Annotated in this window: 19 protein-coding genes and 1 rRNA gene; 4 read left to right on the top strand and 16 right to left on the bottom strand. The window is 64.2% G+C overall.

All coding sequences use genetic code 11. From position 1 onward, the window contains the following. Positions 1 to 29: 29 nt before the first annotated feature. From LPA35_RS16650 to LPA35_RS16635, 4 genes are all read right to left on the bottom strand, one after another. Positions 30 to 2,513, bottom strand: a complete 2,484-nt coding sequence (locus tag LPA35_RS16650; RefSeq protein WP_228897716.1) for a TonB-dependent receptor — start codon at positions 2,511 to 2,513, stop codon at positions 30 to 32. A 316-nt stretch (positions 2,514 to 2,829) separates the two neighbouring features. Next, positions 2,830 to 3,915, bottom strand: a complete 1,086-nt coding sequence (locus LPA35_RS16645; RefSeq protein WP_228897715.1) for a FecR family protein — start codon at positions 3,913 to 3,915, stop codon at positions 2,830 to 2,832. Beyond that, positions 3,912 to 4,424, bottom strand: a complete 513-nt coding sequence (locus LPA35_RS16640; protein ID WP_228897714.1) for a sigma-70 family RNA polymerase sigma factor — start codon at positions 4,422 to 4,424, stop codon at positions 3,912 to 3,914. Before LPA35_RS16640 ends, LPA35_RS16645 begins: the two co-directional genes overlap by 4 nt. Positions 4,425 to 4,520: 96 nt before the next feature. After that, positions 4,521 to 5,042: a hypothetical protein gene (locus LPA35_RS16635; RefSeq protein WP_176886432.1), complete on the bottom strand. Its 522-nt coding sequence runs from the start codon at positions 5,040 to 5,042 to the stop codon at positions 4,521 to 4,523. A gap of 111 nt (positions 5,043 to 5,153) precedes the next feature. Between LPA35_RS16635 and LPA35_RS16630 the strand changes: the two genes are divergently transcribed. The 4 genes from LPA35_RS16630 (at position 5,154) to xth (ending at position 8,050) form a co-directional block, all read left to right on the top strand. Then, a complete protein-coding gene (locus LPA35_RS16630; RefSeq protein ID WP_228897713.1) occupies positions 5,154 to 5,993 on the top strand; it encodes a thymidylate synthase in 840 nt (279 codons plus the stop codon). Positions 5,994 to 6,093: 100 nt separating this feature from the next. After that, positions 6,094 to 6,693, top strand: a complete 600-nt coding sequence (locus LPA35_RS16625; protein WP_218300360.1) for a DUF4337 domain-containing protein — start codon at positions 6,094 to 6,096, stop codon at positions 6,691 to 6,693. Positions 6,694 to 6,710: 17 nt separating this feature from the next. Further along, the gene (locus LPA35_RS16620; RefSeq protein WP_055400409.1) at positions 6,711 to 7,199 is read left to right on the top strand and encodes a dihydrofolate reductase; all 489 of its coding nucleotides are present in this window, start codon (positions 6,711 to 6,713) and stop codon (positions 7,197 to 7,199) included. A gap of 74 nt (positions 7,200 to 7,273) precedes the next feature. Beyond that, positions 7,274 to 8,050 (top strand): exodeoxyribonuclease III, encoded by a 777-nt coding sequence (xth, locus tag LPA35_RS16615; RefSeq protein WP_228897712.1) that lies wholly within the window; start codon positions 7,274 to 7,276, stop codon positions 8,048 to 8,050. 205 nt (positions 8,051 to 8,255) lie between these two features. Here xth and LPA35_RS16610 read toward each other — a convergent pair whose 3' ends face one another. The 12 genes from LPA35_RS16610 to rrf form a co-directional block, all read right to left on the bottom strand. After that, positions 8,256 to 9,194 carry a PA2169 family four-helix-bundle protein gene (locus LPA35_RS16610; RefSeq protein ID WP_055397175.1) on the bottom strand — a complete coding sequence of 313 codons (939 nt, stop codon included), beginning with the start codon at positions 9,192 to 9,194 and terminating at the stop codon, positions 8,256 to 8,258. A gap of 193 nt (positions 9,195 to 9,387) precedes the next feature. Then, the gene (ntrC, locus tag LPA35_RS16605; protein ID WP_228897711.1) at positions 9,388 to 11,058 is read right to left on the bottom strand and encodes a nitrogen regulation protein NR(I); all 1,671 of its coding nucleotides are present in this window, start codon (positions 11,056 to 11,058) and stop codon (positions 9,388 to 9,390) included. 53 nt (positions 11,059 to 11,111) lie between these two features. Next, on the bottom strand, positions 11,112 to 12,134 hold the full coding sequence (gene glnL, locus LPA35_RS16600; RefSeq protein ID WP_228898411.1) for a nitrogen regulation protein NR(II): 1,023 nt from the start codon (positions 12,132 to 12,134) through the stop codon (positions 11,112 to 11,114). Positions 12,135 to 12,226: 92 nt separating this feature from the next. After that, positions 12,227 to 12,745, bottom strand: a complete 519-nt coding sequence (locus LPA35_RS16595) for a hypothetical protein (RefSeq protein ID WP_055397181.1) — start codon at positions 12,743 to 12,745, stop codon at positions 12,227 to 12,229. 212 nt (positions 12,746 to 12,957) lie between these two features. Beyond that, entirely contained in the window at positions 12,958 to 14,373 is a 1,416-nt protein-coding gene (gene glnA / locus LPA35_RS16590) for a type I glutamate--ammonia ligase (RefSeq protein ID WP_121420585.1), read from the bottom strand. 174 nt (positions 14,374 to 14,547) lie between these two features. Then, positions 14,548 to 15,369, bottom strand: a complete 822-nt coding sequence (locus LPA35_RS16585) for a molybdopterin-binding protein (RefSeq protein WP_228897710.1) — start codon at positions 15,367 to 15,369, stop codon at positions 14,548 to 14,550. Then, positions 15,366 to 16,304: an EI24 domain-containing protein gene (locus LPA35_RS16580; protein WP_228897709.1), complete on the bottom strand. Its 939-nt coding sequence runs from the start codon at positions 16,302 to 16,304 to the stop codon at positions 15,366 to 15,368. The genes LPA35_RS16585 and LPA35_RS16580 overlap by 4 nt, the downstream gene beginning before the upstream one ends. 38 nt (positions 16,305 to 16,342) lie before the next feature. Further along, positions 16,343 to 17,353 (bottom strand): sterol desaturase family protein, encoded by a 1,011-nt coding sequence (locus tag LPA35_RS16575; RefSeq protein WP_228897708.1) that lies wholly within the window; start codon positions 17,351 to 17,353, stop codon positions 16,343 to 16,345. An 83-nt stretch (positions 17,354 to 17,436) separates the two neighbouring features. Beyond that, positions 17,437 to 18,255, bottom strand: a complete 819-nt coding sequence (locus LPA35_RS16570) for a polysaccharide deacetylase family protein (protein WP_228898410.1) — start codon at positions 18,253 to 18,255, stop codon at positions 17,437 to 17,439. 11 nt (positions 18,256 to 18,266) lie between these two features. After that, positions 18,267 to 19,250 carry a YncE family protein gene (locus LPA35_RS16565; protein WP_121420589.1) on the bottom strand — a complete coding sequence of 328 codons (984 nt, stop codon included), beginning with the start codon at positions 19,248 to 19,250 and terminating at the stop codon, positions 18,267 to 18,269. A 270-nt stretch (positions 19,251 to 19,520) separates the two neighbouring features. Then, complete coding sequence (locus tag LPA35_RS16560; protein ID WP_121505928.1) at positions 19,521 to 20,273, bottom strand: 16S rRNA pseudouridine(516) synthase; 753 nt, start codon at positions 20,271 to 20,273, stop codon at positions 19,521 to 19,523. Between the two features lie 87 nt (positions 20,274 to 20,360). After that, a 5S ribosomal RNA gene (rrf, locus tag LPA35_RS16555) occupies positions 20,361 to 20,473 on the bottom strand. Positions 20,474 to 20,522 lie beyond the last annotated feature (49 nt).

Below are 20,522 nucleotides of genomic sequence, written 5' to 3'. Positions count from 1 at the left end.
TCCGTCCGCCCACGGCAGCACTGCTCCCGTCAGAAATCCACCGTGGCAGAGAGAGTCACCGTGCGAGGACTTCCCACATACAGCCAGTTGCCGGAGCCGCTGGACCAGTAGTTGCGGTTGAACAGGTTGTCCACGCCCGCGCGCAGCACCAGCGGCCGGCTCCACGCCCGGGTCTTGTAGCGGGCACCGATGTCCCAGCGCGTCCAGCCCGGAATGCGCCGTAGGTTGGCGGCGTCCACATGCTGCGCGCTGCTGGAGATCATGCGGGCCGACAGCGTCAGTCCTGGAACGGCAGCCACGTCGTGGTCGCTGCCCAGGTTGAGCTGCCAGCGCGACACATTGGGTGCGGCGTTGCCGTTGTAGGTGCCGCCTTCGGTTTTGGTCAGCCGGGCATCGTTGAAGGTCACGCCGCCCAGCAGGCGCGTGCCCCGGGCCACCTCGCCGAAGACATTGAGTTCAACGCCGCGGTTGCGCTGCTCTGCACCGACCTGGTAGGTGAACGTGCCATCGCCGTTGGACGCCACCAGCCCGCTCGGCTTCTGGATGTGGAACAGGCTCGCCGTGGTGCTGAAGCGGCCCCAATCGGCCTTCACGCCCACCTCCCGCTGCTTCGTCCGGACCGGCGGAAACACCTGTCCGGCATTGGTGGTGCCCAGTGGCGCTGAATCGCCCTGGACCAGCCCTTCGATGTAATTGCCGTAGAGCGATACGTGCGGCTGTAGCTTGAACACCGCCGCCAGCGCCGGCGTCACCGCGTGCTCGTCGTACGCGGTGCTGCCGGCCCCGGTGGTGGTGTCGTACTTGACGACCTTCACGCGCTGGTAGCGGGCACCCAGGGTGACGGCCAGGCGGTCTTGCCACAGCGAGACGGTGTCTGACAGCGCCACAGACGGCAACTGCAAGGAATCGGTCTGTGGCGGCCGCGATGAGAAACCGTCGATGGACGGACGCGCGGTAGCCGCGGGCGCATACATGTTCGTGGCGAAGCTGTCGAAGCCGTAGTACTGCGCCGTGAAGCCGCTGTCCTTCTTCAGGTACGACGCATGCAGGTGGATGCGGTGCGTGAGCTCGCCGGCACGCACCGTGCCTTGCAGGCCGCCTTGCACGGTGCGGTAGTTCGTCCAGTTGGGCCAGAAGTACGCGGTGGCCTGCGCATCGCCCTGCACGCTGGTCACGAACACGTCGGTGGCGAGGTAGCGAGACCGCGTGTGGCTGCCACCGGCCGCCGCAGAGAGCGTCCAGTCCGGGGTGAGGTCGTACTCGGCTTTGGCCAACAGGTAGTTGCTCTGCGACCTGGCGAACTCCCAGTCCTGCGCGATGCGATGGCTTGCCCGGGGCGGCCTGGGGATGTCAATGGCGTCGTCGATGCCGAAGCCCGCGGCGCCTTGCGGCGCTTCGTTGTTCATCGTCTGGTGGCCGGCATCTACCGAGGCCCGCAACTGGCTGCCCCGGTAGTCCACGGCCAGCGCCGCAGCGCCCAGCTCGACGGACTGGCCCTGGGTGGCGGTCTTCCCGTCACGGTAGACGCCGTTGAAGCGCACACCCCACTGGTGGTCGTCGCCGAACCGGCGGCCCACGTCCAGGTGGCCGCCCAGGTTGCCCTTGGACAGGTAAGTGGTAGTCAGGCGGGTCAGCGGCACATCGCCCGCCCGCTTGGGCACCAGGTTGATGGCGCCGCCCACCGCGCCGCCCGCCCCAGGCGCCATGCCGTTGAGCAGCGCGTTGGGGCCCTTGAGCACCTCGACGCGCTCGGCCGCTTCGACCGCCACGGCACGGTTGGTGGCGATGCCGCCGATGCCGTCGAACAGCACGGAGTCCTGCACCGAGAAGCCGCGGATCAGAAAGATGTCGCCCCCCGCAGCAGCGTTCGTCAGGCTGTAGGACACCGTGCGCACGGACGGGTCGTTGGCCAGCACATCGGCCACGGTGATCGCCTGCTGGTCCTGCATGAGTTCGGCCGTGTAGCTGGTGATGTGAAACGGCGTGTCCATCAGGCTCTGCTGACCCAGCATGCCGACCCGGCTGCCCGTGGCGACCTGGCCGCCGGCATAGGCGGGCAGCAAATCGCCGGGCGCTGACTCGGCGCTGGCCGTCACGGTGACGGCGCCCAGGGTGGCGGCATCGCTGAGCCGGGGTTCCTGCGCTGCAGGGCGCGATGCCTCGCGCACCGTGAAGACGCCGCCCGTGGCCTGCCGCAGCTCCAGCCCCGAACCCGCCAGCGCGCGGCGCAGTGCCTCGGGTGCATCGAAGCGGCCGCGCACGGGCGCCGCGTTGCGGCCTTCCACCAACTGCGCATCGGCGGTGAGGGCCAGGCCTGCGTCGCGCGTGATGCGGTTGAGGGCCGCCCCCAATGGCCCGGCGGGCAGGTCGTAGTCGCGCACTGCCGCAGCGCTGGCCGTGGCCACAGGGGCCTCTGCCGTGGCTGGCTGTGCGGCCACGACAGAGGCCCCCAACGCGAGCAGCAGCGCCGCGGCGCAGGGGTTCAGCGGGAAGGGGAGAACAGCAGAGGGCATGGGTCAGACTCCGAAACGGTCACGTCAGAAAAGAGGGGCAACCGCGCCGATGCACGGTCTCTGTCTGATTGCCGAACGGGTGCCGAAAAGTGAGAGGGGGCCGGGACAATTTCTTTTTCGGGCCGGCATCGTTGGTGGATGGGGTGCCAGCTGGCAGCGGCGATCTGGGTTGATCTGCTTCGGCGGGTTGATCTGGGTTGATCTGGGTTGAACTGAATGGAAACGTCGATCAGCCGCACCAAGTCACTCATTTTTTGATAGCTGCCAGCGCTTGCCCATCAAGCGGTAGCGGCCGATTTTCCTTATATTTTCCTCCTCAGGGCGCAGCACGCGGCTTGAGCGTGACCCACCAGCGCGTGGTCCAGACCACCTCCACCGGCACGGCCGCGGTCAGCGCCAGCAGGGCCTGGTCGGTGTCCGCCAGGGGCAGCGTGCCCGTCACACGCAACCCGGCCACACGGGGGTCGACACCCAGGTGGCCGACCCGGTGCCGCGCCAGCATGGCCACCACCTCGCCCAAGGGTTGGTTGTCCACGACCAGCATGCCGTCCTTCCAGGCGTCGGCATCGGGCGGGGCCACCCACGGGTCCACCCGCCCGCCCTCCAGCCGCGCGCCCTGCCCGGCCGACACGATGCGCTCGGCACTGCACGGCTCGGACGCTGCTGCCGCACAGTTCGCCGGGCGGGCCGCAACGGCCGACTGGGTGACCGCGACCTCGGTGGCGGGCGCGCCACGGCCCTGCGCCCCATCGCTGCCAGCGGTGTGCGCCTGTGTCCAGCGGCGCACGGTGAAGCGGGTGCCCAGGGCGCGCAGGCTGCCGTCCTCGGTCAGCACGACGAACGGGCGCCGCTCAGCCGGGTCGGCATGGCTGGTTTCCACGGCCACCTCGCCCGCGCGCAGGTGGATGGCGCGCTGGTCTTGGCTGAACACGATGTCCACAGCGCTGCGGGTGTTCAGGTGCAGCACAGTCTGGTCGGGCAGCACGATGGTGCGGCGCTCGCCGGTGGCGGTGCGGTGGTCGGCCAGCAGTTGGTCCACGGGCTGGTAGCGGTCCAGCACCAGCACCCCGCAGGCCACCGCCAATGCCAGTCCCAGCACGGCGCCCGCCACACGGGCAGAACGGCGCCGGCGCGGTGGCAGCAGCAACGCTGCGCGGGCTCCGGGACCTGCGGCGGCGCGGGCCAAGTGATGGTCGATGTCGCCCAGCTGGCGCCAGGCGCGGGCATGGTCGGGGTGTGCGGCCAGCCAGTCGGCCAGGGCTTGGGCGTCCGCCGGCGAGTTATCACCCTCGCCCTGGCGCAGTTGCCAGCCGATGGCGGCCTCCAGCACGGCAGGCGGCACGGGGTGGTCGTCGCCTGCACCGCTAGGTGGGCCGCCCGTGGTCCAACCCGCACTGCTCACGCCGCGCCGCCAAAACGCAGGTGGTAGGCGTGGCGCATGGCGTTGGCCAGGTATTGGCGCACGCGGGGCACCGACACCTGCAGTCGCTCGGCAATCTCTGTATGCGTGAGGCAATCGAGCCGGTTCATGAGCCACGCTGCGCGCGTCTTGGGCGTCAGGCCCTGCAGCAATGCATCGACCGCGTGGAGCATCTGCACGGCGGCCAGGCGCTCTTCGGGGGATGGCTGCAGCACCTCGGGCTGCAGGGCCAGGTCTGCCAGGTAGGCGCGCTCCAGTTCACCCCGGCGCCAGAAGTCCACCAGCAGCCCGCGTGCCACCGTGGTCAGGTAGGCGCGCGGCTCGCGCATCGCGTCGGGGGCGATGGCGGTCGGCCGTGCGAGCAGGCGCACGAAGGTGTCCTGCGCCAGGTCGGCCGCATCGTCGGCACAACCGAGCCGCCGGCGCAGCCAGGACTGCAGCCATCCGTGGTGGTGGCTGTAGAGCGCGTGCAGGGGATGAGCGGCAGACATGGCGTGACGGCCTTTTTGAGAATGATTCTCGATTATAGAAACACATTCCCGCCCAGATCCTGGGCACGCCACCACGCGGACAGGTCGGCTGCGCGCTCAGCGCCGCGCGTTTTCCATCATCGTGGCAACGTGGGCCGGCAGGGTCTTCGGGGTCCCCAGGTCCTGCACGTCCCATTCCTCCCCGCCGGTCAGCAGCCATACGCGTACCGTGTCGGTGGCGGCGTGGATCACGATGGCGGCGGCCGCCGTGTCGCCTGCGTCCGGCCGGTTGCCGGTGATGTAGAGCATGGAGCCGTCTTGCCGCAGCGGCCCACTCACCTGCAGGTTGTCCAGCAGCACGTTGTAGTTGGCGAGACCGAGCAGCCCACGCAGCCGCTCGGCCAGCGGGCCGGCACGCAGGAAGTCTGAGCCCCCGACCGGATAATTGCCTACCTGGGTTTGCAGGTTCCCCCAGGGATTGGCGGGCGCGGCAGGTACGTCGTTGGGCACAGGACGCGCGACCTTGCGCGGCGCAGTGGGCGCGGTGGGTACCGTGCCCACGCAACCCGGCAGCAGCACCGCCAACGCAAGAGCGGCCAGCACGGCGCGTGACAAAGGGGCTGGAGAGACAGGGCGCATGATCGGGGGCTTCTTTCTAAAAAGGGCAGCTGGGCGAAAAGGTCTGCGAGCTTAGCCGGTTCCTGCCGACAGCCGCCCCCCTAAAATCGAGTCTTTCGCCTTCCAACCGCCATGACAGAACACGCCCGCCCCGTCCGCTCGCAATACGAAGACTTCATGCGCCACGTGTTCACCCATGGGGCGCACAAATCCGACCGCACCGGCACCGGCACCACCAGCGTGTTCGGTCATCAGATGCGGTTTGATTTGAAAGAAGGCTTTCCGCTGGTCACCACGAAGAAGGTGCACCTCAAGTCCATCATCCAGGAGCTGCTGTGGTTCCTCACGGGCTCCAGCAACAACAACTGGCTGAAAGAGCGCGGAGTCACGATCTGGGACGAGTGGGCGCGCGAGGACGGCGACCTGGGCCCGGTGTACGGCGTGCAATGGCGCAGCTGGCCCACGCCGGACGGCGGCCACATCGACCAGATCAGCGACGTGATCAATACGCTCAAAACGAATCCCGACTCGCGCCGCATCATCGTGAGCGCCTGGAACGTGGCCGAGCTGCACAAGATGGCGCTCATGCCCTGCCATGCGTTCTTCCAGTTCTACGTGGCCCCGGCACAAGAACCCGGCGGGCGCGGCACGCTGAGCTGCCAGCTGTACCAGCGCAGCGCAGACATCTTCCTCGGAGTGCCCTTCAACATCGCCAGCTATGCACTGCTGACCCACATGGTGGCCCAGCAGTGCGACCTGGATGTGGGCGACTTCATCTGGACGGGCGGCGACTGCCACATCTACAGCAACCACCACGAGCAGGTGCAGACCCAGCTGGCGCGCACGCCCTACCCCTACCCGGTCTTGAACATCAAACGCAAGCCCGACAGCATCTTTGACTACGAGTACGAAGACTTTGAAGTGCTGGACTACCAGTGCCACCCCGCCATCAAGGCTCCTGTGGCCGTTTGATCAGCCGACACCCCTCTTTGGTACCCCCTACCTCTTGAGTCCCAAGGGCAGAGTCAACAGCGCCTTGCCCGCTTCCACCCAACACCACGAGCTTTTATCCATGTCTTCCGGCGGATTTCACGTACACGGCCCCCACGACCACGCGGTGGAGCATGCCACCCACGGCGACCACGCTGCAACGCATGGCACCGACAGCAACTCGTCGATGAACAAGATCGCCATGTTTACCGCCATCGTGGCCACGGTGGGTGCCATCTTTGCCTACATGGGCGGCGCCACGCAAGCCAATGCCGGCCTGCTCAAGAACGACGCAGCCATCAAGAAGACCGAAGCATCCAACCAGTGGAATTACTTCCAGTCCAAGAGCACCAAGCAATCCCTGGCCGAGCTGGCCCGCGACCTGGCGCCCGATGACCGCAAGGCGGGCTACCAGACCAAGGTGGAGCGCTACGAGGCCGAGAAAAACGAGATCAAGGTGGTGGCCGAAAAACTCGAAGCCGACGCCCATGAGTTCGACCGCAAGAGCGAGGCCCAGATGCACCAGCACCACCGCTGGGCACAGGCCACCACGGCGCTGCAGGTGGCGATCGCCCTGGCCGCCATTGCGTTGCTGACCAAGAAAAAATGGCTGGAGTACGGCATGTACGGCGTGGCTGCCGTGGGCCTGGGCGTGGGCGCCCTCGCCGCCTTGCATATCTGAAACAAGGAAGCCCCACCATGCCCCTGCACCTCATCTACGCCCGCGCCGCCAACGGCGTCATTGGCAAGGACAACACCATCCCATGGCACATCCCGGAGGACATGGCGCACTTCAAGCAACTCACGCAGGGCTGCGCCGTCATCATGGGCCGCAAGACCTGGGACTCATTGCCCCCGCGTTTTCGCCCCCTGCCCGGCCGCACCAACATCGTGGTCACGCGCCAGGGCGACTGGCAGGCCGAGGGCGCCGTGCGCGCCACCAGCCTGCAGGATGCGCTGCAGCAGGCACCTGCCGATCAGACGGTGTGGGTGATAGGCGGCGCGCAGATCTACGCCGAGGCCCTGCCCCTGGCCGACCGCCTGGAAGTGACCGAGATCGACCAGGATTTCGACGGGGATGCCTACGCGCCCACGCTGGGTGCGCCGTGGACAGAATCCGCACGCAGCCGCCACGTCAGCACCAAGGGGCTGCCCTTCAGCTTTGTGACCTACGTGCGCGCAGGTTGACACGGCTCCGGAACGCAAAGCTCATCAATTGATAGCACTTAGCGCTTACCCATCAAGCGCTGGAGGCAAAAAACATGCAAATCGCCACCTGGAATGTCAACTCCCTCACCATCCGCTTGCCCCAGGTGCTGGCCTGGCTCGCGGCCAACCCGGTCGATGCGCTGTGCCTGCAAGAGCTCAAGCTCACCGACGACAAATTTCCGCACGACACGTTCAAGGAGGCAGGCTATGAGGCCGTGACTTTTGGCCAGAAGACCTACAACGGCGTCGCTATCCTGAGCCGCCACGCCATGCGCGACGTGGTGCGCAACATCCCCGGGCACACGGACGAGCAGGCCCGCGTCATTGCCGCCACGCTGGACACGCCCGACGGGGAACTGCGTCTGGTGAACTGCTACTTCGTGAACGGCCAGGCCCCGGGATCGGAGAAGTTTGCCTACAAGATGCTGTGGCTTGCGGCGCTGCATCGCTGGCTGCGTGAAGAGCTGCTGGCCCACCCGCGCCTGGCGCTGCTGGGTGACTTCAACGTAGCGCCCGAAGACCGCGATTCGTTCGACCCGGTGGGGCTCAAAGACACCATCCACCACACGGTGGAAGAGCGTCAGCATTTCCAGGACCTGATTGCCCTGGGCCTGACAGACACCTTCCGCATGTTCGAGCAGCCCGAGAAAAGCTACTCATGGTGGGACTACCGCATGCTCGGGTTTCAGAAGAACCGGGGGCTGCGCATTGACCACATTCTGGTAAGCGATGCACTGCGTGCGAGTGTGACCGCCTGCACGGTAGACCGCGCCCCCCGCAAGAACCCACAACCCAGCGACCACGCGCCCGTGGTGCTCACCATGGCATAACAACCCTTGGCGACGCGGGCCGTGCGACAACAAGCTGGACGCCCGGCATACACAAAAGGCTGCAAGGAAAATCCTTGCAGCCTTTGTTTTTGGGGAATCGGCGCGCAAGAAACCTGCGTCCAAAAGTCCCTGGCGGCCTATGGCCTATGACTTGCGACGCGCCGTGAGCCCCTGAACGAAACCCCAGCGCGCAAGCTGTGCCCTATCAGCTATTGGCGAACGTGTCGCGCAGGCCACGTACTTCATCGTGGTTGCGCTGCGCGCCCTGCGACTGGCGCTCTACCAGGGCCCGCACATCCAGCGGCAGGGTGGCCTTCAGGGCCTTGCGGTAACGGGCCACGGCAGCGTCCTCGCCGCGTTCGCATTCCTGCAGCACGGCCTTGTCGTCGTGCACAGACAGTGCGGATTTCACCGAAACCCAGCCGCGGTGCAGCGCGCCAGCCACGGTGCCGCCTGAAGCAGGCTCGCCCCCCAGGCGACGCACCTCGTGCTCCAGTTCGACAGCGGCGGCCGCACATTCGCGCGCATGGCGCTGGAACACGCTCTTGAGCTGGGCAGAGTCGGCATGCTCGGCGCAGGCGGTGAAGCCGTATTCGCCATCGCGGGACGACTCCAGCAGGTCGTTGAGAACATCCACCACGTCTTCGTTGTCCACGACATCCATAGGGCGGTCGTCGTTCAGGCTGGAGCGCGAGACCCGTTCCCAGGCGGCGCGGGCGGCGGGGCGGGCATCCGTCCAGGCCAGGCCGTCCGAATGGCGCGCCCGCCAGTCATCGGCCAGGCGGGGTTCCACCGCCTCAAAATCGCCTTCATAGCGGCCCACCGACGACCAGCCCAGTTCGTAGGCAGGGCGGTATTGTTCGTAGGTGCGGCCACCCACGTAATAAGGCTCGCGGTGGAAGCTTTCGCGCCAGTAGGCATCTTCCTCGGTGGGGTTGACAGCCTCGGCGGCAGCCTTGCCCGCCAGGCCGCCGGCTACCGCACCGGCCACGCCGCCAATGGCTGCGCCGACCGGGCCGCCAAAGGCACCTGCTGCGGCACCCGCAGCGGCGCCACCCAGGGCAGCACCGACCCCGGTTCCGACGGGATGGGAACCCGGTTCATTGGTCAAAGGGTCACGGTTGGCATCGTTGAAATCCGACATAGAAGCTCTCCGGTTGGTTGACAGTGCCTTCATTGTTGAAGTCACTCCCGGAGGGCTGGGTCGGCCCAAGGAGGGCCTGCTTGTAGGACATTGGGAGGTGTGCCTGCCCCGACATCCGCCAAGACAGACCCACCTCGAGCACTACAAAATTTATAGCTCCTAACGCTTTACCATCAAGCGCTAGAGGTTATTTTTATGCCTCATCGGGCGCATCCAGGCCCAGCTCCTGGATCTTGCGTGTGATGGTGTTGCGACCAATGCCCAGGCGCTGCGCGGCTTCCATGCGGCGCCCATGGGTGGCGGTGAGCGCGGTGCGGATCAGGCGCGATTCGAACCGCCGCGTAAGGGCGTCCCACACTTCGGGCTGGCCGCCCGCAAGCAGCTTCTGCGCCTCGGTCTCCAGCGCCTGCTCCCAGGTCGCCGCAGTGCCAACGGTGGCAGCTATGCCGCCCGAACCCGTCGCCATCTGCGCCTCGGCGGGCCAGTGGGGCGTAGCGCCCAGCGCCGGGGTGGCAGAGGCCGCAATACCGCCCACCAGGGGCTGCGTGGCGACAGTGGCAGATTGTGGCAGCCCTCCCACCAGCTCCACCGCCGGCGCAGGGGTTGGCATTGGGGCAGCAACGGCGTGCACGGCAGTTACCGCCGCAGACGGATCACTGCCGGGTCGGGGAGCGGGTTGGTAAAGGGGCGCCTCCAGCACTTCGGGCGGCAGATCCTGCAGCGAGATGACCTGGGCGGGCGCCATCACCGTGAGCCAGTGGCAGATGTTCTCCAGCTGGCGCACATTGCCCGGAAAGGCGAACTGCTCCAGCCGTGCGATGGCCGAGTCGGCAATGCGCTTGGGCTCCACACCCAGTTGCCGCGCGCTTTGCTGCAGGAAATGGCGGGTGAGCACAGGCACGTCCTCGTGCCGCTCGCGCAGCGCGGGCAGGCGCAGGCGGATGACGTTGAGACGGTGGAACAGGTCTTCGCGAAAGCCCCCCTCCTTCACGCGCCGCTCCAGGTCCTGGTGGGTGGCAGCGATCACGCGCACATGGGCCTTCACGGCCGCATGGCCGCCCACACGGTAGAACTGGCCGTCCGACAGCACACGCAGCAGGCGCGTCTGCAGGTCGAACGGCATGTCGCCGATTTCATCGAGGAACAGCGTGCCGCCCTCGGCCTGCTCGAAGCGGCCGCGCCGCTGCGTCTGTGCGCCGGTGAAGGCGCCGCGCTCGTGACCGAACAGTTCAGATTCGAGCAGGTCCTTGGGGATGGCCGCCGTGTTGATGGCGACAAAGGGCCCGTCTGCGACCGGCGAGTGCTTGTGCAGCGCGCGTGCCACCAGTTCCTTGCCCGAGCCCGATTCGCCGGTGATGAGCACAGTGACCTGGCTTTGGCTTAAGCGGCCGATGGCGCGGAACACGTCCTGCATGGCGGGCGCCTGGCCGAGCATCTCCGGGGCTTCGGCCTGGCGCTCTTCGGTCACTTCCTCGCGCTGGCTTTCTTCGACCGCGCGGCGGATGAGCTCCACCGCCTTGGGCAGGTCAAATGGCTTGGGCAGATACTCGAACGCGCCGCGCTGGAAGGCCGACACGGCGCTGTCCAGGTCGGAGTACGCCGTCATGATGATGACGGGCAGGCCTGGCTGCAGTTCGCGCACTTTTTCCAGCAGTTGCAGGCCGGAGCCGCCAGGCATGCGAATGTCGCTTACCAGGACCTGGGGGCCTTGCCGCGCCGGGTCTCCGGGGGTGATATCGGCCAGCGCGTCCAGCACTTCGCGGGGGTGCGTGAAGCTGCGCGTGGGCAGGTTCTCGCGGGCCAGCGCCTTTTCGAGGACGAAGCGGATCGAGGGGTCGTCATCTACTATCCAGATCGGCTTCATATGTTTTTCTTACCTTCCCTGTGGTTGCGTGTCAGGGACCGTCATGCGTTTTTTTAAGGCAAGGGAATCAGGATTCGGAAGTCGGTGCGACCCGGCGCGCTGTCGCATTCGATCAACCCGTGGTGGCGTTGCACGAAGGTTTGCGCCAACGTGAGCCCCAGCCCTGACCCGCCATCCCGACCCGATACCAGAGGGTAAAAAATCCGCTCTTTGATCGCATCAGGCACGCCCGGTCCGTTGTCGATGACATGCAATTCCAGTGCCAGCCGATAGCGCTGGCGACCAAACGTTACTTGTCTCGCAACACGGGTGCGCAGTGTGATCGTCGCCTCACCCTCTGCGATGCGCTCGGTCAGCGCCTGGGCTGCGTTCTGCACGATGTTCAACAGCGCCTGGATGAGCTGGGCGCGGTCGCCCCGGAACTCAGGGATCGAGGTGTCGTAGTCGCGCAGCACCTTGAGGCCCTGGGGGTACTCCACCAGCACCAGAGACCGCACGCGCTCGCACACCTCATGAATATTGACGTCACCCACCAGGTGGGGATGGCGATGGGGTGCCAGCAACCGATCTACCAGGCTTTGCAAGCGGTCGGCCTCGTGGATGATGACCTGGGTGTACTCGGTCAGTTCGCGGCTTTCAAGCTCCATCTCCAGCAGTTGCGCAGCACCGCGAATCCCGCCCAGCGGGTTCTTGATCTCGTGGGCCAGGTTGCGGATCAACTCCTTGTTGGCCTGGGCTTGGTCCAGCAAGCGCTCCTCGCGGTCCTGGCGGGCCTGCTGCTCCAGCGGCCACAGCTCCACCAGGATTTCGCCGACCTGCTCGGCATCGGCCACGCTCACATGCACGGGCACCGGGTCCTGGTGCTGGCGCTTGAGGCTGGCTTCATACCGCAGGGCCGCGAAGTCCTTGCCCCGCGTGCCCGCCAATGCGGTCTGTAGCAAGGCGGGGTCGGTGAAGAAGGTGGAGAAGTCCACCCCCTCCAGGGTGCGGCGCGACAGGCCGAGCGCGTTCTCCAGCGCTGCATTGGCGAATTGCACGGCACCATCGGCGCGCAGCACCGCCACCAGGGTGGACATCAGGTCCAGCGAATGAAAGCGCCCCGTGTCGGAGGCTGGGGCTTCTGTGAAGGGTGAGGAACTCACACGCGTGCCAAACGAGGGAAAGAGATTCAGTTGGCCGGAAGACGGGCGATTTCGCGCTTGATGCCTGCGATATCGCTTTCGCTGCGGGCGACGCTGGCCTTGAGTTCTGCCGTGCGCTCCATGTAGCGCTGCGGGTTGCGCAGGTCGAGCGCATTGCGCTCCGGCGCGCCACCGTTGTATTCCTTCACCAGCTCGGCGTGGCGCGCCTCGGCCTTGCGCAACTCGGATTCGAGGATGGCACGGGCATCGGCATCGCGGGCCTTCTGGTCGTTGGTGGCGACACGGGGTGCAGACGGGGGAGATGCGGCGGGAGCTGTGCCCGCCCCAGCCCCGGTTCCCGCCGCTGGCGCTGCCGTTGCTGCGCCTGCAGGTCGGGTGCCCTGGACCACGGTGACGTTGCCTCCCTCAACCAGCTTGCAGCCGCGCTCCTTGGCCTGCTGGGCGTTGTTGGTGTATTCGTTGCCGCAACGGTAGATGCGGTCTTGCGCCCATGCGGCGGGAGCCGTCGCGGCGATCAGTAACAGGGTGATGAGCGTTTTCTTCATTCGGTTTCCTCGCACTGCCATGCAGGGGTTCGGGGAGTATCCCCCAATCACCACACATCGCCAATCCAACACCAGCAGCCCCGCACAGGGCTTTGTACAAGGATGCAACGGCCCAGCCAGTGGTTCCGTTTCAGCGAAACCCGATCCTTGAGCGCAATAAAAAAAGGCGGCCGGGGCCGCCTTTGTGAGGGTATTGGCCTGCAGGCAGGCGATTACAGGGAGTAGTACATGTCGTACTCGACAGGGTGAGGTGCCATGCGGAAACGCGTGACTTCGCCCATCTTGAGTTCGATGTAGGCATCCAGCATGGAGTCGGTAAAGACGCCACCCTTGGTAAGGAAACCACGGTCCTTGTCCAGATACTCGAGCGCTTGGTCCAGGCTGTGGCACACGGTGGGCACCAGCTTGTCTTCCTCGGGTGGCAGGTGGTACAGATCCTTCGTGGCGGCTTCGCCGGGATGGATCTTGTTTTCCACACCGTCCAGGCCCGCCATCATCAGTGCCGAGAAGCACAGGTATGGGTTGGCCGATGGATCGGGGAAACGCGCTTCGATGCGGCGGCCCTTGGGGTTAGCCACGTAAGGAATGCGGATCGAGGCCGAGCGGTTGCGGGCCGAGTAGGCCAGCTTCACAGGGGCTTCAAAGCCAGGCACCAGGCGCTTGTAGGAGTTGGTGCCGGGGTTGGTGATGGCGTTCAGGGCACGTGCGTGCTTGATGATGCCGCCGATGTAGTACAGCGCAAAGTCGCTCAGGCCGGCATAGCCGTCGCCAGCGAACAGGTTCTTGCCGTCTTTCCAGATGGACTGGTGCACGTGCATGCCGGAGCCGTTGTCGCCAGCATAGGGCTTGGGCATGAAGGTGGCGGTCTTGCCGTAGGCGTTGGCCACGTTCCAGACCACGTACTTCAGGACCTGCGTCCAGTCGGCGCGCTCGACCAGCGTGCTGAAACGCGTACCGATTTCGTTCTGCCCAGCGCCCGCCACTTCGTGGTGGAACACTTCGACCGGGATGCCCAGGGATTCGAGGATCAGGGACATCTCAGCGCGCATGTCTTGCGTGCTGTCGACGGGAGGCACTGGGAAGTAGCCACCCTTGACGGTGGGACGGTGACCACGGTTGCCGCCTTCGAGCTTGGCGCCCGAGTTCCAGGGGGCTTCGTACTCTTCGATCTCGAACATGACCTTGCCGGGTTCGTTGGACCAACGCACGCCGTCGAAGATGAAGAATTCTGGCTCTGGGCCGAAGAACGCCGTGTCGCCCAGGCCGGAGGCCTTGAGGTAGGCTTCAGCGCGCTTGGCGATGGAGCGTGGATCGCGGTCGTAGGCCTTGCCGTCACCGGGTTCGATCACATCGCACTGCAGGAACAGTGTGGTTTCTTCAAAGAAGGGGTCGATGTTGGCGGTGCTGGGGTCGGGCATGAGTTGCATGTCCGAGGCTTCGATGCCCTTCCAGCCGGCTACCGAGGAGCCATCAAATGCATGGCCGGACGTGAACTTGTCTTCGTCGAAGTGGGACACAGGCACGGTCACGTGCTGTTCCTTGCCACGGGTATCGGTGAAACGGAAGTCAACGAACTTGACTTCGTTCTCCTTCACCATCTTCATCACGTCTGCAACGGTCTTGGCCATCAGGTTCTCCTGGATAAAGCGCTTGTTGAAAAAAGGAATTTGCTGAAATAAAAGCAGTTTGCGTGCCAGCTGGGTGCAGCCGCCGCACTATGAAGGAGCACTAAGGACTGCAGTCCGAGGGCGCACCCACCGAACCGCACCAATTTAGGGCAAACCTGCTATCAACCCAGGGCATCACAAGCTGCGCACCAATTCAGGGCCGCAATTTGCACCAAATTCGTGCAACCCCCGTTTCAGATCCTGCCATGCAGCAGGAACGAGGGGGGCAGGACCTTTGACACCCAGTTCAATATGCCGCCCGTATTGTGGATGATCCACGCTGGGCAAACTGAACACCCGAATGTTCGGGTGCGTTTTTTCGATGCGCTCCATGAGGGGCGTCAAAGCCGCTTCCATGGCCCCATAGACCACCACCGACTGCTCGGTCTGTGGCGTGCGGTTGAACAACGCTGCGTAGTGCTGGTCCAGCACCCACTCGATCATCGGCCAGGCCATGACAGGGAATCCAGGAACAAAATGCACGGCCCCTCCACGACTGCCCTCGCAACTGAACCCGGGGATCTTGTTGTAAGGGTTGGGAATGATGTGGGCACCTGCCGGAAACACCCCCATGTTGAGCCGGTGCACGTTGTCGGGACGGCCCGGCTCATACGTCACACCCTGCTCCTGGGCCACGTCCTGCATGCGCTCGCGGATCAGAGCCTCAGCGTCGGGGTGTAGTACCAGGTCCCGGCCCAGGGCGCGCGCGGCGCATTGGCGGGTGTGGTCGTCCGGCGTTGCGCCAATGCCACCGCAGGAAAACACCACGTCACCCGACGCAAAAGCGCGCTGCAGCGTGGCCGTGATGCGGTCCGGGTTGTCGCCCACGTAGTCGGCGTAGGTCAGCGAAAGCCCTCGCGCTGACAGCAGTTCAATGACCTTGGGCATGTGCTTGTCGGCACGCTTGCCAGACAGGATTTCATCACCCACGATGATCAGACCGAAAGATGGGATCATGGTGCAGGGCTTCCGTTGGCAGGAGATGGGGGGGCAGAAAGAACAGCAGTGGGCGACGCCGCAGGCGGCAGCGCGGAATGCGCGGGCTCCCCCGCGTCTGCAGCCTTCGGTGTAGACACTTCAACGGGTGTTACCCCTGTGCCCTCTGCGCGCAAGCGCTCCAGGGCTGCCAGGCAATAGTGGGTGAACCAGAGGGAAGAGAACGCAAAAACCAGGGTGTAGATCCAGATCGCAAGCGGCACCAGAATGAAAAAAGCCGCAGCAAAGACCACGCCTGAGGCCCACACGATGCTAGGCGCCGCCCCGAGGTAGCCGGTGAGAATGCCAATACCCAGCAGGCTGCTGCGGTGGCGGCGGAAAATCTCTTGCCGCTCTTCCTTGCTGGCATGGTCAGCCAGCGCATCAAACACCATCACGCGGTAGGTCAGCCACCCCCAGATCAAGGGGGGCAGGATGAGCACCAGGGGTGGCACCAGCCACAGGGGCACCGACACCACCAAGGCAATCAATGCCAGCACGGTGGAGCTGACCGACCAGGCCACGCTGGCGATGAAGGAGCCACCCTTCTTGCGCTCCAGCACAGGGAAACGCCGATCCGCCACCAACGCCACCAATGCGGGGGTCATGAGGACCGCGACCACCAGCAGCGAGACCACCACCAAAGCCGGAGCCACCGCCAAAACCACCATGAGGGGCGCCACGACGGAGGTGACATCACCCAACCCCCACCCTTGCAGCCAATTCCAGAAGCTGGCCAGAAGCGGAGAGGCATCCAGCAGCGCGCGCATGCCCTGCACGGCTCCGTCCCAATAAAAATAGCCCAGCCCCAACGCCAGCCCCACCATCAGCAGCAACGGCAAAACGGACAGGGCCATGACGCGGGGCCGCAGGCAATAGGCCGCAGCACGCCAGAAAGAATCAAGCAAAAGTCCCATGCCGACAAGCATACCTTCTTGACCGCGTGGAGGGTCTTTCAGGCCTTGCCCAGCAGCCTAAGAACACCCCGCCATTGCTGCGACCAAAAGCCCTTGCCATAGTCGCGCAAGCGCCCGTCTGGCCCCGGCTCCACCTGATCGCGCACGCCCGTGGGATCAAAACGCAATTCAAAGTTGGCCGTGCGCATCAGCATGTCCCACCAGGGCAGCAATACGCCGAAGTTGTGCCCGCCCAGCACCACGCGGTATCTGGCGCCCTGCGCAGCAGCCTCCCCTGACAATGGCTTGACGGTCTCATGGCCAATTCCGATGCTGTGGTGCAGCCGGTGAAACCGCGGACTGATCCACAGCCGCTCGCCCCAGCGCCCAAACCACAGGCGCACATTGGCGTGCTGAAAGCTCTCGCTGAGCTGCGTGATGGCCACGATAGCGATGAACTGTCCAGGTGCCACACCGATGAGCTGCGCCACCACCACCAAGATGGTGTCGCGCAGCACGTCGTCCAGCAGATGGTTGCGGTTGTCGCTCCACATGGTCATCTGGCGCTGCGCGTGGTGCAAGGAATGCAGGCGCCACCACCATTCAAAGTGGTGCTGCCCCCGGTGAATCCAGTAGTCCACGAAGTCGAACACCACCAGGTACAGCAGCAGGCTGACCCAGGGTACGTCGGTGAACCCAGGCCAGAGGCCATCAAGCTGGAAGGTGCTGATGCCAGCCACTCGCAATGCCCCAAAGATGGAATCCATCAACGGGTCCACCGCGAGGAAGAGACCCAGGCGAAACAGCCCCAGCCGGTGAATCAGCGTGTAGAGAATGTCGGTGCGGATCGTCGCGCGGTCGGTCACCGCCTCCACCGGCCGCCAATGCTGCAATGGGCCAATCACTGCCGCGATCACCACCAGCTGCAGCAGCCCCACCAGAATCCATCCAGAGGCCTCATAGCCACTTTCGAGCTGGTTGCCCAGGCCTACAGCGAACATCACCGGCTGCAACAGGCTCTCGAAAAGCCATTGCTGAGCCGCATCAAACCCATTGCCTAGCCAACCCATTCCGTCATGCTCCGTCTATCTCTCACCACACACGCCCTTGCTCCGAACGGCCCCCACGATTTGCCTCGCCTCCACCACTGCATTCAGCGCCTCACCAACGGCGCGTAGTCAGGGTGTTCTCGCAGCGTGCGAAAGCAGAATCCGCGCTCCTTCAGCCCGACGATCAGCGGCTCCAGCACGGCAGGCGCCCAGGGATCCTTGCGTGACCAGATCCCCAGGTGCGCAAGCAGAATGTCGCCGCTGCGCACATCCCGCAAAGCCTTGTTCAGCAGCGCGGTGTTGCTGGCCTTTTCACTGGGCAACTCATCGCCCAGGAATCCCGCCGGTGACCACCCCACATGCGTGTACCCACATGCGCGGGCACTGGCAAGCAACTGCGGCGAAGTCTTTCCACCTGGGGCGCGAAACAGGGGCAAGGGTGTTTTGCCGGTCACGTGTTTCAACCGATCTGCGGCCCGAGCGATTTCCTCACAGTAACCGGCTGCCGTCAGCACAAAATCCTGCCCAGCGCGCGGCCCGGCCGACGGTCGAACGCGGAACGAAGGGGCCTGAGCCGATCCCAGATCCGCGCGCCAATAGGTGTGGTCCCAGGTGTGGGATGCAAATTCGTGTCCCTCTGCGGCCCGTGCGCGCCACCAGGAAGCCCAGTGGTCGCCCAGGCTGCCATCGCCTTCCTGGGTGCGTTCGTTGGCGGCGAAAAACGTCACGCGTACCTGCTGGCGTGCGAGAACGTCGGCGACCAAAGGCGCCACGGCCATATGGCCAGTATCGAAGGTCAGATAGAGAGGCTTTTTACAGTCTTTTTGAGCACTAGCGCTGGATACAAAAACGCTAATAGCTACAAAATAAATAGCAAAAGAAAATCGCAGAGACACTCCCCTGCGAGGCGCCGACGCCCGCATACCATCGCCAATCAGCGGGGCGCGTGTTGCAACGTCCATACGCCATGGGGCGACTTGCCCACAGTGACCTGCCGCACGACCTTCTTCGCCTCGGTATCCACCACAGAGAGCTTGCGAGCCCAGCGGGAACTCACATAAATGAAGCGGCCATCGGCCGACACTTCCATACAGTCCGGCCCACCGGGTACCGGATAGGATTCGACAACCTGCTGGGTAGTCATGTCGATCTTGCTGATGGAATTGGCTACCCGGTTGCTGACATACAGGTGGCGCCCGTCGCCGGCTGCGCGAAAGGCGTGGGCACCGTTGCCCGTTTTGATCTTCTTGATGCTCACGGGCTCGCGTCCCGAGACGTCAAATACCTCCACGCTGTCGCTACCGGTCAGGCCCACAAAAAGGCGCTTGTCGTCTGGGCTGCCATATACGTCCGCCGGCATAGCACCCGTCTTGGTGCGCCACTTGATCGTCTGCGTTGCGATATCGATGGCCACCAGCTCATCGCTATCCTGCATGGTGGAATACACCGTGGTGCTGCGACTGTCGATCCACAAATGGCTGGGAGTCCGGGAGGTGGCCACCCGTTGGACGAGGGTCAACTCCTTCCCGTCCCAACGGTAAAAATCCACATGGTTCAAACGATTGGCAGCGGTGATAAACCACTTCATGTCGGGTGTGAACCGCAGGTGGTAGGGGTCCACAATGCCCCGCACCGTGCGTTGAATCTGCGCAGTGCGCGGATCCAGGAACGTAAGCGTATCCCCCAACGCATTGGCCACAATGATCGACTTCTCATCCGGCGTGAGATACAGATGGTGCGGCTCCTTGCCCGTCGGAATGCGGGCCGTCTCGGTCCATGTCACCGGGTCAATAACACTGACATTGGCTTCGAGGGAGTTCAGCACAAACAGTGGAGGCGCGGCAGCCAGTGCCCCCCCTATTGAGATCCACAGCCCACCCAAGACAGCGCACGCGCGTGCAATCGAGAAAATCTTCACAGAACCACTTTCAACACAGCCAAGAAGTGTAGCTGTGCACTTACCAATACCTTGGGGGAGAACACGTAACATTCTTGATGTGGAACGAATTTCGACGAGCAAAAGAGCACCTCACTCGACTGGCAACCACTGGGGCTCATCATGGATTCGTCAAGTCAGCGCATTCGCCACCACGCTCTCGTCATCATCGGATCTCTTCAGAGGTGTAACGGTCGCTTCGCTTAGCCAGATCGCGCACCAAGCAGCGCTTCACCATCGGGTCCATACCCTTCAGGACGACTGAACCAGCAAGGACAGATCCTCCTGACTGAGCCATTTCCATGCCCCAGGAGGCAGGTCAGCGGGCAACACCAGAGCACCGATCTGCGACCGATGCAATCCCTCTACACGATTACCGACGGCAGCAAGCATGCGCTTGACCTGATGGTACTTGCCTTCGGTCAGGGTGAGGTCCAGCCGATGGCTCGCAGTCTGCTCACAAGCCGCCGCTTTTACAGGCTTGGGGTCATCGTCCAGAACCACCCCCGCCAACAAGCTCGATATCTGTTTTTCATCGACTGGATGTTTGGTAGTGACCTGATAAACCTTGGGCACATGTTTCTTGGGCGAACTCATGCGGTGAATGAATTGCCCGTCATCGCTCAACAACAGCAACCCGGTGGTGTCTTGGTCCAGCCGTCCTACGGCCTGCACCCCTTGCACCGCGCTTTTTGTTGGCCGCTGCCGCAAAGGGGCTGGCAACAAGGTATAGATGCTGGGATAGGTTGAGGGTTTTTGAGAGCACTCTGTCCCCGCCGGCTTGTGCAGCAGCACATAGGCTTTAGCGTGGTAGGGCCAATTGATGCCTTGTACCTGCAACTGCAGGCCTTCTGGGTCCAGCTCAGCGGTCGCATCGACGCACGGCTCGTAATCCTGAGTATCAGATGATGACCCGCGTATAGAAACCCAGCCCTGCTGAACCAGCCCCGCACAGACACGGCGGGTGCCAAAACCTTGGGAATACAAAATATCCTGGAGCTGCATAGAAAGGGGCAGGAAAAAGAATTCTTGAGTCACAAAGCAAAACGCCCCTCTACTCGATTGAGCAGAAGGGCGATTTGGGCTGTAAGAGCCTGACGATGACCTACTTTCACACGGGAACCCGAACTATCATCGGCGCAAAGTCGTTTCACTGTCCTGTTCGGGATGGGAAGGAGTGGTACCAACTTGCTATGGTCATCAGGCATAACTTGGTGCTGGGCTGTTCGAGGAACAGCTCGGCGAATTCATAGA

It is taken from the genome of Acidovorax sp. Leaf73 (assembly GCF_916855635.1).
Lineage (GTDB): Bacteria > Pseudomonadota > Gammaproteobacteria > Burkholderiales > Burkholderiaceae_C > Acidovorax > Acidovorax facilis.
The sequence above is the reverse complement of the archived record's forward strand: the minus strand, read 5'-3'. Positions and strand labels throughout refer to the sequence as shown.